Origin of the sequence: Streptomyces sp. NPDC058000, from assembly GCF_042886435.1 — a bacterium.
In the GTDB taxonomy this organism is placed as follows: Bacteria; Actinomycetota; Actinomycetes; order Streptomycetales; family Streptomycetaceae; genus Streptomyces.
Genome location: NZ_JBHVQS010000015.1, coordinates 135,538 through 147,402, shown reverse-complemented (window position 1 = coordinate 147,402; position 11,865 = coordinate 135,538). Strand labels below are relative to the sequence as shown.

At 72.4% G+C, this 11,865-nt stretch carries 11 protein-coding genes and 1 pseudogene; 11 read left to right on the top strand and 1 reads right to left on the bottom strand.

The genetic code is table 11. The annotated features are described in order from the left end of the window. A pseudogene (locus tag ACFVT2_RS17920) lies at positions 1 to 807 on the top strand (IS200/IS605 family accessory protein TnpB-related protein); the annotation flags it as partial. Positions 808 to 985: 178 nt separating this feature from the next. Continuing rightward, positions 986 to 1,867 (top strand): serine protease, encoded by an 882-nt coding sequence (locus tag ACFVT2_RS17915; protein WP_390018505.1) that lies wholly within the window; start codon positions 986 to 988, stop codon positions 1,865 to 1,867. A gap of 192 nt (positions 1,868 to 2,059) precedes the next feature. On the opposite strand, the gene ACFVT2_RS17910 is transcribed toward ACFVT2_RS17915, so the two are convergent. Beyond that, positions 2,060 to 3,052, bottom strand: a complete 993-nt coding sequence (locus ACFVT2_RS17910) for a chitinase (RefSeq protein WP_390018521.1) — start codon at positions 3,050 to 3,052, stop codon at positions 2,060 to 2,062. Positions 3,053 to 3,459: 407 nt separating this feature from the next. On the opposite strand from ACFVT2_RS17910, the gene ACFVT2_RS17905 reads away from it, so the two are divergent. The 9 genes from ACFVT2_RS17905 to ACFVT2_RS17865 all read left to right on the top strand — a co-directional run bounded on the left by ACFVT2_RS17905 (position 3,460) and on the right by ACFVT2_RS17865 (position 11,738). Further along, the gene (locus ACFVT2_RS17905; RefSeq protein ID WP_390018503.1) at positions 3,460 to 4,968 is read left to right on the top strand and encodes a hypothetical protein; all 1,509 of its coding nucleotides are present in this window, start codon (positions 3,460 to 3,462) and stop codon (positions 4,966 to 4,968) included. 81 nt (positions 4,969 to 5,049) lie between these two features. Further along, the gene (gene cpaB, locus ACFVT2_RS17900; RefSeq protein ID WP_390018500.1) at positions 5,050 to 5,769 is read left to right on the top strand and encodes a Flp pilus assembly protein CpaB; all 720 of its coding nucleotides are present in this window, start codon (positions 5,050 to 5,052) and stop codon (positions 5,767 to 5,769) included. A gap of 13 nt (positions 5,770 to 5,782) precedes the next feature. Next, positions 5,783 to 7,246 (top strand): CpaE family protein, encoded by a 1,464-nt coding sequence (locus ACFVT2_RS17895; RefSeq protein WP_390018497.1) that lies wholly within the window; start codon positions 5,783 to 5,785, stop codon positions 7,244 to 7,246. 3 nt (positions 7,247 to 7,249) lie between these two features. After that, positions 7,250 to 7,654, top strand: a complete 405-nt coding sequence (locus tag ACFVT2_RS17890; protein ID WP_390018494.1) for a TadE/TadG family type IV pilus assembly protein — start codon at positions 7,250 to 7,252, stop codon at positions 7,652 to 7,654. Then, positions 7,651 to 8,067 carry a TadE/TadG family type IV pilus assembly protein gene (locus ACFVT2_RS17885; protein ID WP_390018491.1) on the top strand — a complete coding sequence of 139 codons (417 nt, stop codon included), beginning with the start codon at positions 7,651 to 7,653 and terminating at the stop codon, positions 8,065 to 8,067. The genes ACFVT2_RS17890 and ACFVT2_RS17885 overlap by 4 nt, the downstream gene beginning before the upstream one ends. Then, positions 8,064 to 9,404: a CpaF family protein gene (locus ACFVT2_RS17880; protein WP_390018488.1), complete on the top strand. Its 1,341-nt coding sequence runs from the start codon at positions 8,064 to 8,066 to the stop codon at positions 9,402 to 9,404. Before ACFVT2_RS17885 ends, ACFVT2_RS17880 begins: the two co-directional genes overlap by 4 nt. After that, the gene (locus ACFVT2_RS17875) at positions 9,401 to 10,348 is read left to right on the top strand and encodes a type II secretion system F family protein (protein ID WP_390018485.1); all 948 of its coding nucleotides are present in this window, start codon (positions 9,401 to 9,403) and stop codon (positions 10,346 to 10,348) included. Before ACFVT2_RS17880 ends, ACFVT2_RS17875 begins: the two co-directional genes overlap by 4 nt. Before the next feature lie 29 nt (positions 10,349 to 10,377). Beyond that, positions 10,378 to 11,271, top strand: coding sequence for a DUF5936 domain-containing protein (locus ACFVT2_RS17870; RefSeq protein WP_390018482.1), 894 nt, complete (start codon positions 10,378 to 10,380; stop codon positions 11,269 to 11,271). Between the two features lie 2 nt (positions 11,272 to 11,273). Then, a complete protein-coding gene (locus tag ACFVT2_RS17865) occupies positions 11,274 to 11,738 on the top strand; it encodes a hypothetical protein (RefSeq protein WP_390018479.1) in 465 nt (154 codons plus the stop codon). Positions 11,739 to 11,865 lie beyond the last annotated feature (127 nt).

The window sequence follows — 11,865 nt, the reverse complement described above, 5'->3', positions numbered from 1 at the left end:
CTCGACGTGGAACGGGGCCGCTGGTACCTGACGGCATCGTGGACCAGGCCCGTGGTCAAGACCGTGCCGCTGGATGCGGCACGCGCCAAGGGCATGGTCGGCATGGATACGAACGCCGACCACTTCGCCGCCTACCTGCTCGACGGGCACGGCAACCCGGTCGGCGAGCCGCGCCGCTTCTCCTACGACCTGTCCGGGTCGGCCGACCACCGCGACGCCCAGATCCGGCACGCTCTCACCCGCCTCCTGCACTGGACCAAGCAGGCCGGGGCAAAGGCCATCGGTATCGAGAACCTGGACTTCGCCACCGAGAAGACGCGCGAGAAGCACGGCCGGCGCAAGCGGTTCCGGCAGCTCATTTCCGGCATGCCGACCGGCAAGCTCAAGGCCCGCATCGTGTCCATGGCCGCCGAACAGGGTCTCGCGATCGTCGCAGTCGATCCGGCGTACACCTCGATGTGGGGCGATGAGCACTGGCGCAAGCCCCTGACCAGCAACAAACGAAAGATGTCCCGTCACGATGCCGCTGGCATCGCGATCGGGCGACGCGCCCTCGGGCATCCGATCCGGCGACGGACGGCACCGCCCCAGCATCACCAGAGTGATGGTGCTGGGCATCGGACCGCCCAGGCCGAACCGGTGGTCCTAGGGAGCGAGGAACCCCGCCACCCCGCCACGGACCGTAGCCAGGAGCTGCGTGCCCGGGCGGAGGGAACGAGAACGCGGGCGACCAGTCGGACATCCAAAACCGTTCGGGATGTCCGCAGTGATCAGGTACGGGTCCAAGACTCACTCCTGATCACTTAGTTGGAACGGTAGGGAATCCCGGTGTTCGGTCGTGGGCGCGGCATCGATTCGTCACCGATTTCCGGAAATTCCTTGCCGCGCGGTCGACGTCAGCGAACAATGCGCATGACAAATCCGGAGCGGCAGAGGAGAACTGACGCCGCGCAACTCCGGACACAGAGCTGAGAGGACCCCCCACATGTATCGACCTCTCGTCGGCACCCTGACCACCGCCGTTCTGGGAGCCGCCGCCCTGGTGACCGCCGCCACCCCGGCGGGCGCCGCCCCGGCCGGTGCCGCCGCGCACCACAAGCCGAAGCCCCCGCAGACCAAGGCCGTCGACTTCGCCGGCACGGTCGCGTTGGACGACTGTTCGGGATCGATCGTCAAGATGCCGACCTCGCAGCCGAACGACCCGGCGCTGGTGATGACCAACGGTCACTGTCTGGAGAGCGGGATGCCCGCCCCGGGCAAGGTCATAGTCGACCAGCCTTCCACTCGCGGCTTCACCGTCCTGGACAAGTCCGCCGGCGACCTGGGCACGATCCAGGCCACCAAGGTCGTCTACGCGACGATGACCGACACCGACGTGACGCTGTACGAGACCGGCTCGACCTACGCGGACATCGAGCAGAAGTACGGCATCAAGCCGCTGGAGCTGTCCACCGACCACCCCGCCAAGGGTGCCGGGATCACGGTCGTCTCCGGCTACTGGAAGAAGACCTACACCTGCAGCGTCGACGGGTTCGTGCCCACCCTCAAGGAGGGCGGCTGGGCCTGGAAGGACTCCGTCCGCTACACCCCGGAGTGCAAGACGATCGGCGGCACCTCCGGGTCGCCGGTGATCGACAACGCCACCGGCAAGGTCACCGCCATCAACAACACGGGTAACGAGAACGGTGAGCGCTGCACCGAGAACAACCCGTGCGAGGTGGACGAGAACGGCAACGTGACGGTCCACGAGGGCATCAACTACGCCGAGGAGACCTACTCGATCCCCAAGTGCTTCGGCGCCGGCAACAAGCTCGACCTGACCGCCGCGGGCTGCACCCTGCCCAAGCCGTCGGGCGTCCGCCGCTGACCGCAAGCCGCAAGCCGCTGGCCGCAAGCCGCAAGCCGCAGGCCGCTGGCCGTAAGCCGTTGACCGGACACCGCCGACCTTGAGGTGCTGACCGGACACCGCTGACGCGCGCCGCAAGGAACCAGGTCCCGTGCACCGCGTGCACGGGACCTGGCCTTTTTCCGGGGGGTGGCGTCAAGGGGAGGGTGCCGGCTACGGCAGCCCGTGGACGTGGCCGCCCACCTGGCTCGCGAAGGCGCCGCCGTTCGCGGCGTCCCAGTTCGTCGACCAGGTCATCGCGCCCCGCAGTCCCGGATACGTCCGGGACGGTTTGAACGAGCCGCAGTTGTTGCCCGTGGTCAGGCAGTCCAGCGCCGCGTTGACCACGGACGGGGCGACGTAGCCGCCGCCCGCCGCGCTGGGCGACGCCGGCACGCCCAGGCCGACCTGCGACGGGTCCAGCCCACCCTCCAACTGGGTACAGGCGAGCGCGGTCAGGAAGTCCACCGAGCCCTGGGCGTACACCTTGCCGTCGCAGCCGTTCATTGAACCGCTGTTGTAGAACTGCGTGTTGACGACGGTCAGGAAGTCCTTGATGGCCAGTGCCGTCTTGAAGTACTCGTTCTGCGGCGACAGCATGTCGATGGTCTGCGGGGCCATGGTCACCACGACGTCGGGGTGCTTGGCGTGGACGGCCTTCAGCGCCTGCGTCATGTACGTGGAGTTGAGGCCGTTCTCCAGGTCGATGTCGACGCCGTTGAAGCCGTACTGGTCCATCAGGCCGTTGATCGAGTCGGCGAAGTTCCGTGCGGACGTGTCGTCGTTGACGGCCACCGCGCCCCTCTCGCCGCCGACCGAGAGCACCACCGACTTGCCGGCCGCCTGTTTGGCCTTGATGTCCGCGGTGAAGTCGGCGGCCGACCCGTAGCCGACCGCCGGGTCGAGGTTGAAGGTGACGGCGCCCGGCTGCCCGGTCGCGTCGGCGAAGGCCACCGCGATGATGTCGTAGGCGTCGTCGACGTCCTTCAACTTCTGCACCGTCGCACCGTTGTTGAAGTTCTGCCAGTAACCGGTGAGGGCGTGCTTGGGGACGGCCGCGGTGCGGGCCGCGGGGCCGGTCGCCCCGGCCGCTCCGGCGGTGCCGGCGGGACCGGCGGCGACCAGCCCGGCAGAGGCCAGCGCGGCGGCGGCCACCCCCGCCAGCAGCCGTCCGCGGGCGCGTCCCGCCCTTGTCGTACCCGCCGTCCTTGCCGTACCGCTCGTCCCTGCCGTACCTGTTCCTCTGCGTGCGCGAACCACGACTGCCTCCGTGTGGGGGGGGGTTGGGGGAGTGGTGCCGTGCGCGCTCAGGGGCCCCTGGGCTTGCCGTACAAGGTGGTCCAGACCAATAAACGGTGTCAAGGGTCCGGTCGGAAGCGGGTGTTCCGATGGTCGCCGCTTGGGCGGTATGCGGGGTTTCCCTGTGGACCGGCGGGCAAGACGAGTAGCCCAGAACGTGTTCTCCGGGACGTATCTCTGTGGATAAAGTGCTGAGCGTATGGCGCCGATGGCGCAGAGCTGTGCCGATCCGCGGTCCCGGGAGCCCCGGAGGCCGGAAGGAGTGGGGGAGCGACGTGCCGACCGCGATTGCAGTCACCAGCCCGGACCTCGCGCTGCCCTCCCCCGAGCCCTCGACCTGGCTCGGGCGGGGTGGGGGTCCCCCCAGCGGTAGCTGGGGGAGTGCCCCCATCGATCGGCAGACGCCCGCCGCGGTCGTCCTCCGCGCCCCCCACCTCCAGCCGTTGGACGAGGCCCTGACGGAGATCAGCGCGGTCCTGGAACACCACGGCCACCTCATCGTCCTGTACTCCGCCGCCTGCCCACCGGAGCACGTCCGCCGGCTGCACACCCTGCGCGCCGTCCTGGAGAGCGAGCGGATCGCGATCCTGCCCAGCGCCCTGCCGCCGCTCGGCGTCGCCGTACTCGCCCGCCAGCTCCGCCAGTTGTCGGTGTGCGGCTTCAGCCCCGGCGTGCTGGCCTGCGCCGCCCGGCTGCTGGCGCACTACGTCCATGCCGGCGCCCTGCTGGGCAGCGTCAGCGGGCTGGACCGGGTCGAGGTGGACCTGCGCTCTCACATGAAGTCCTGGCTGCCCGGCGCGCACTTCGCGGTCCTCGCCACCCCGCAGCCGCAACTGCTCCACCTCGACCGGCACAGCACCCACGCCGGACTCCGCCCGCCCGGCTTCGCCACCCAACTCGCGGTCGCCCGCGGCCAGCTCACCGCCGACTGGGTGACCGCCGCGCTGGCCCCGGCCTGGCAGGTGCAGGGCGTCTACGAGGCGCGCCTGCCCACCGACTCCGCCCGCTGGTGGGGCACCCAGAAGCTGATCGAATTCGCCGCCGCCATCCCCGATCCGGCGCTGCTCAGCCGCCTCGTGGCGTCCGTCCGGCGCGAGGAGTGCGGCTGGTGCGGCCAGGAAGTGATCGGCGACCGTTGCGCGTTCTGCGCGGCGCCGCTGGCCCGGGACCGGGCGGGCGGCGGCTCCGCCGGGCGGGCACCCGCCGCCATAGCCGGGGCGCCGACCGCGGCCGCGGCGCCGGCGCCCGCCCCCGCCGCGGACCCGTCCACGCCGCCCGCCGCGCCCGACCCGGCCGGCTCACCGCTGTGGCAGCGCGGCCTGTCACCCGTGGCGCCCTCCGGCGTCCCCGGGGTGGTCGGCATCACCGGCGTACCGGTGCCGGACCGGGCCGACGCACCCCACGTCACGGGCCCATCTCACGTCACGGGCCCACCCCAGGGCCCGGGCGCCCCTCAGTGCACGGGCACGCCCCCCGCCGCCGGAGCGCCCTACGGCACGGAAGCGCCCTGCGGCACCGGAACGCCCCACGTCCCCGGCGGCCCGTACGGCGCCGGAGCACCCCACGCCCCGGGCGCGCCCCACGTCCCGGGCGTCACCGGCCTCACCGGGGTCCGCGGCGGGCCCGGTCAACTCGACGTCCGCGGACCGGACGCCATGACCGGTGCGTTCCAGCGGCCGGTCGGCCCCCAGCCACCCGGCCCGTCCGGGCTGCCCGGCCACCCGGACCACCCCGACCTCCGCACCCTCCCCGGCGCCGCGCGGGCGGTGGCCCACGTGCGCTGAACCGCCCGTGCACCGCAGCCCGTTCCCGTCCACCGCCGGCCCTGACCGCCCCGCCCCCGTCCCGATCGAGGTCCCCCGCCCATGAACTCACGCCAGCGCCGCGGAGTGATCCTGCTGCTCCTGTCCGTCCTGTGTGCGGTCGGCGCCTTCATCGGCGTGCTGTCGGTGATCCGGAACGTCGAGTCCAAGGTCGGACCGGAACGGACCGCCTACCGACTCAAAACGGATGTCGCGGCCTATAAAACGCTGGATCCCGGGCAGTTCGAAGAGGTGAGGATCCCGGAGCGCTGGCTGCCGCCCACCGCCGTGACCGACCTGGACAAGGTCAGCGGCAAGATCGCGGTGACCCCGCTGAGGAAGGGCTCGCTGCTCCAGGACGACATGGTCGTCGACCGCCCGGCCCTCCAGCCCGGGCAGCAGGAGATCGCCATCATGATCGACGCCGCCACCGGCGTGGCCGGCAAGATCAACCCCGGCTCCCGGGTCAACATCTTCGCCACCTTCGACGGCCGCCGCCCCGAGGACAAGCCGGTGTCCAAGGTCATCGTCGCCGGCGCCCAGGTCATCGACGTCGGCAAGCTGTCCCCCCTGGAGGCCAAGGACCCCGGCAGCACCGGCGCCACCAGCCGCCAGCCCGGTCAGGCCGTCCCGATCACCTTCGCCCTGGACACCCAGGACGCCCAACGGGTCGCCTACGCCGAGTCGTTCGCCTCCCACGTACGGCTCGCCCTGCTCGCCCCCGGCAGCCAGGCCACCATCCCGCCCGGCGAGCGCACGTACACCCTCGACGGCGACAAGTGACCCGGAGGCCCAGGTGACCATCCGCATCCTCCCGGCAGTCGGCGACCCGGACGCCGCCCGGGCCCTGGCCGCGCTCCTCGACCAGATGCCGGACGCCGAACCGGCGCCCGCCGTCACCGACGCCACCGCGCTGCTCAACGCCCTCGCCGGCGCCGCCGGGCAGCCCGGCGCGACACCGCCGGCAGCCGCCGGACCCGCGGCCGGCACCCCGGCCGCCGCCGTCCTGGCGCTCCCCGAGGTCGTCCTCGTCCACGAAGGGATCGGCCCGGTCCCGGCACTGGAACTGATCCGCGAAGTGGCGCTCCGCTTCCCCGCCGTCGGCGTCGTCCTGATCACCGCCGACGCCGGCCCCGCCCTCTTCTCCGCCGCGATGGACGCCGGCGCCCGGGGCATCGTCGCCCTGCCCCTGGGCTACGACGAACTGGCCGCCCGGGTGCAGGCCGCGGCCCAGTGGGCGGCCGGGGTACGCGTCCACCTAGGGGGGAACCAGGACGCGCTGCCCGCGCCGACCGGCACCCTGGTCACCGTCACCGGCGCCAAGGGCGGCGTCGGCACCACCGTCACCGCCGTCCACCTGGCGCTCGCGGCCCGGGCCGCCGGCCGCCGGGTCGCACTGGTCGACCTCGACCTCCAGTCCGGCGACATCGCCTCCTACCTCGACGTCCAGTTCCGCCGCTCGGTCGTGGACCTCGCCGGGATCCAGGACATCTCCGCCCGGGTCCTCCAGGACGCGGTGCACGCCCACCACACCGGCCTCGGACTGCTGTTGGCACCCGAGGAGGGCGAACGCGGCGAGGAGGTCGACGACCGCGCGGCCCGCCAGATCGTCACCGCCCTGCGCTCCCGCTACGACGTGGTGATCGTGGACTGCGGCTCCCAGATGCAGTCCGCCAACGCCGCCGCCGTCGAACTCGCCGACGTGGCCCTGCTGGTGACCACCCCGGACGTGATCTGCGTCCGCGCCGCCAAACGCCAGGTGCGGCTGTGGGACCGGCTCCGGATCCGCAAGGCAGAGGACACCACCACCGTCGTCAACCGCCTCACCCGCCACACCGAGATCCAACCCTCGCTGGTCGCCAAGGCCACCGGCACCTACGTCGCCCGGACCCCGGTCCCGGCCGCGTTCAAGGAACTCCAGCCCTGCGTCGACGCGGGCCGGATGCAGGACCTCGACGCCCGCTCCACGGTCCGCGCGGCCCTGTGGGAACTCGCCGGCGAACTGGGCCTGGCCGGCGCACCGGCCGCCCGCCCGGGCCGCGGCGGCCACCGCAACCGCCCCATGCTGACCGGGCGCAAACGCAAGGCCCTCACGACCGGGGCGGCACCCGTCCCCGGGACGGGCCAGGGGGCGGGCCCAGGGGCGGCACCGGGGCCCGGTACCGGCGCCGGCGGCCGGTTCGGCGCCCGGCGCGGGGCCCCGACCGGATCCGGCGGCACCGGCCCGTTCGACCCGGCCGGCCCCTACGAGGAGGGCTGAGCGATGCGGCGTCCCGCAGGGCCCGGCCGGGCACCGGGCGACCGCGACCGCGGCCAGGTCTCGGTCGAGTTCCTCGGACTCCTCCCGTTGATCCTCGTCGTCCTCGCCCTGCTCTGGCAGTGCGCGCTGACCGGCTACACCTACGCACTGGCCGCACACGCCGCCGACCGGGGCGCGCGGGCCGCCACCGCCACCGAGGACGGCGGCGCCGGCGCCTGCCGCACCGCCGCCGCCGACCAACTCCCCCGCGCCTGGCGGAGCGGCTCCACCACCGCCTGCACCACCGGGGCGGGACTGTGGAAGGCCACCGTCCGGATCAAGGTCCCGGTGCTCTTCCCCGGCGCCGGCGACTTCCCGTGGACGGTCACCGGCACCGCCGGCGCCGCCAAGGAGGCACCCGACCAATGACCCACCGGCCCCCCACCCCCGCCCGGACCCGCCGGCGCGCCCGGGACTCCGACCGCGGCTCCGCCTCCCTGGAGTTCCTCGGCATCCTCCCCGTCCTGCTGGTCGTCGCCCTCGCCGCCGTCCAACTGGGCCTCGCCGCCTACGCCGTCCAGCAGGCCGGCACCGCCGCCCGGGCCGCGGCCCGCACCGCCTCGATGGACCGCGCCGACCGGCAGACCGACCCGCAGACCGCCGGCCGGGCCGCGATCAGCAGCTGGGTCGCCGACCACGCCTCGATCACCGTCGGCGGCTCCGGCGACAGCGTCAGCGCCACCGCGACCGTGCAGATCCCCTCGATCGTCCCCGGCGCGGACTTCGGCTCCGCGCGCCGCAGCGCCACCATGCCCCGCCCCGAAGGAGCACCACCGCGATGAGCCTGAAAGCCCGGATCGTCGCACCCGAACCGGCCGGCGAGGGCCGCCAGGACAGCCACCTGGTCGCCGTCTACCGCGCCAAGCTGCTGGAGGAGATCGACCTCGCCGAGATGTCCTCGCTGTCCGCCGCCGAGCGCCGCTCCCGGCTGGAACGCGTCCTGGGGCACATCATCAGCCGCGAGGGCCCGGTCCTGTCCACCGCCGAACGCGCCCAACTCATCCGCCGGGTGGTCGACGAGGCGCTCGGCCTGGGCGTGCTCGAACCGCTCCTGGAGGACGCCTCGGTCACCGAGATCATGGTCAACGGCCCCGACCAGGTCTACGTCGAACGGCACGGCCGGGTCGAGCTGGTGCCCGTCCGCTTCGCCTCCCACGAACAACTCATGCAGACCATCGAGCGGATCGTCTCCACCGTCAACCGCCGGGTCGACGAGTCCAATCCGATGGTCGACGCCCGCCTGCCCACCGGCGAACGGGTCAACGTCATCATCCCGCCGCTGGCCCTCAACGGCGCCACCCTCACCATCCGCCGCTTCCCCCGCGCCTACACCCTCGCCGAACTCATCGGCATCGGCACGCTCGACGAACAGATGCTGATGCTGCTGGCGGGACTGGTGCGCGCCAAGTTCAACGTGGTGGTCTCCGGCGCCACCGGAGCCGGCAAGACCACCCTCCTCAACGCCCTCTCCGGACTCATCCCGGACGGCGAACGGATCATCACCGTCGAGGACGCCGCCGAACTCCAGCTCCAGCAGACCCACGTCATCCGGCTCGAATCCCGCCCGCCCAACGTCGAGGGCAAGGGCCGGATCACCATCCGCGACCTGGTCCGCAACTCCCTGCGGATGCGCCCCGACCGGATCATCGTCGGCGAGGTCCGCGGCGGCGAGACCCTCGACATGCTCCAGGCGATGTCCACCGGCCACGACGGCTCGCTCGCCACCGTCCACGCCAACAGCGCCGAGGACGCCCTGATGCGGCTCCAGACCCTCGCCTCCATGTCGGACGTCACCATCCCCTTCGAGGCGCTGCGGGACCAGATCAACAGCGCCGTCGACTGCCTCGTCCAACTCACCCGGCACGCCGACGGCACCCGCCGGATCAGCGAGATCGCCCTGCTGGACTCGCGCGGCCACGAGGACTACCGGATCGTGACGGTCGGCCGCTTCGAGGCCGAACCGATGGGCGCCGACCGCGTGGTGCACGGCGCCTTCCGCTACTTCCCGCTGCCCCGCCGGGTCGCCGAACGCCTCTTCATGGCCGGCGAACCCACCCCGCCCGCCTTCGGCGTGGCGGCCACCGACGACCAACTCGCCACCCGGAAGGCCACGTCATGACCGGCGGGAGCACCCTCGCCCTGCTCGCCCTCGGCGCCACCGTGCTCTGCGGCGCGCTCGCCGTCGCCGGGGTCCGCACCTACGCCTCCGGGCGCGCCCAGCGACAGGCCATCGTCGACCGGCTCGACGACGCCCGCGGACTACCCGTGGTCGGTCGCCGCCGCCGCTTCCCGTCCGTCGACCGCACCCTGCGCGGCACCCGCTTCGGCCGCGGCCTGGAACTGCGCCTGGCCGCCACCGGACTGGACCTCACCCCCGGCGAGTTCTTCGTCTACATGGTCGCCACGGTGATCGGACTGTGGGTGGCCGCGCAGGCCGTCCTCGCCCCGTTCTTCGGGCCGATCGCCGCGGTGATCGCGGTCTGGGCGGCGTTCGCCTTCCTCAACTGGCAGCGGCAGAAGCGCATCGAGCGGTTCATCAACCAACTCCCCGAACTCTCCCGGATCCTCGCCAACGCCACCCAGGCCGGCCTCGCCCTGCGCACCGCCCTGGCGATGGCCGCCGAGGAACTGGAGGCCCCGGCCGGCGAGGAACTGGCGAAGGTGTCCGACAAACTCGCCGTCGGCCACTCCATCGACGACGCCCTCGGCGAACTCGCCGCGCGCCTGCCCTCCCGCGAACTGGTCGTCCTGGTCAGCACCCTGGTCCTCGCCAACCGCGCCGGCGGCACCGTGGTCGGCTCGCTGCGCAACCTCACCAAGACCCTGGAGGAGCGCAAGGAGACCCGCCGCGAGGTCCGCACCCAGCTCTCCCAGGTCCTGGTCACCGCCTACGTCGTCCCGCTGCTCGGCATCGGCACCCTGCTGCTGATGAACCGCATCGCCCCGGGCGCCATCGACCGGATGACGTCGTCCTTCCTCGGCCAGCTCGCGGTCGTGGTGGCCTTCGCCCTCTACGCGCTCGGCTTCTTCCTCATCCGCCGGCTCTCCAAGATCGACGTCTAGGCGTCCGTCAGCTGCCCAAAGAAGGACTGATGGCAATCGGAATCGTGCTGGCCCTGGCACTCGCCCTGTCGGTCGCCGGCATCTGCTGCGGGATCGCGCTCTACCGCCGCGAGGCCCGACTCCCGCCCGACCTCGCGCTGTCCCTGGAGGTCGGCGCGACCCGGACCACCGCCGTCGGCTCGGCCGTGGACCGCACCGGCATGCGCTACGCCCCGCTCGTCCTACGGCTGATGGGCGAGAAGCGGGTGGCGCGGGTCCGCCGCCGGATCGACCTGGCGGGCAACCCCGGGGGACTCACCGTCGACCGCTACGCCGCCCGCCGCGCGGTCTACGGCGGCCTGGGCTTCTTCGGCGCACTGGTGATGTTCCTGAAGGGACAGCCCGTACTCGGGGTCCTGATGGTGCTGTTCGGCCTCTTCTGGACCGAGGTGGGCATCTGGGCGGCCGTCCGCCAGCGCAAGGACACCATCGAGCGCACGCTTCCGGACTTTCTCGATGTGCTGGCCGTCGTGGTGAGCGCCGGTCTGAGCTTCCGCCAGGCGCTGGACCGGGTCGCCGAGAAGTACGAGGGCCCCTGGGCCGACGAACTCCGCATCACCCTGCGCCAGATGGACATGGGCGTCAGCCGCCGCGCCGCCTTCGAGGAGCTGCGGAAACGCAACGACTCCGAACAGGTCGCGCAGTTCGTCACCGCCCTGCAGCAGGGCGAGGAACTGGGTTCGCCGATCGTCGAGACGCTCATCCAGATCGCCAACGACATGCGCCGTACGGACGCCCAGAACGCCCGGCGGCGGGCGGCCCGCGCGGTCCCCAAGGCCACCATGGTCGTCACCACGTTCATGGTCCCGGCCACGATGATCCTGCTCATCGCCGGTTTCTTCCTCGGCTCCGGCACCAACTTCGGCTCCCTGATGGACAAGTGAAAATGACCCGCACCGCACCGTCCGCACCGTCCGGAATATCCCCATCGGCCCCGGTCCGGCCCCCGGCGGCCTGGCGTCGTTGGACCGCCCTCGGCGTGCCCGGCCTCGTCGTCCTGGGTACCGTCCTCGCCCTCCTCCAGGCCACCGCCTTCGCCCACGACACCTTCCACGACTGCCACTACTTCGGCCCGTCCTTGCGGATGCACATCACCGCATGGGCCGGTCTGGCCTGCGGACTCGCCGCGCCGGTGCTCTATGTGGCCCTGGTCCGCGGTGCGGTCCGGCGGGGCTGGGACCGCGCCGCCACCCGCACCTCCGGACTCGCCCTGGCCGTCCTGATTCTTGGCCTACTCCCTTTGCTGCTGGAGGTGTTCGGGGTCTGGACGCTCTACGCACCGGATCCCTCCGGCGGTAACGACTGCTCGGGTGCGGCGTCGATGGTCGGGCTCTGGCAGCCGGCCGGATGAGGCCGGTCCGCGGTCCGCATTACTGTCAAAGTCTTCGCAGGCGCAACGAGTTGTGCCACAGTGGTTGCGTCGGCCGACCGCCGCGTACCACGGTGCGGGCAGCGACCGGCCCGCATGGGCAGCAAGA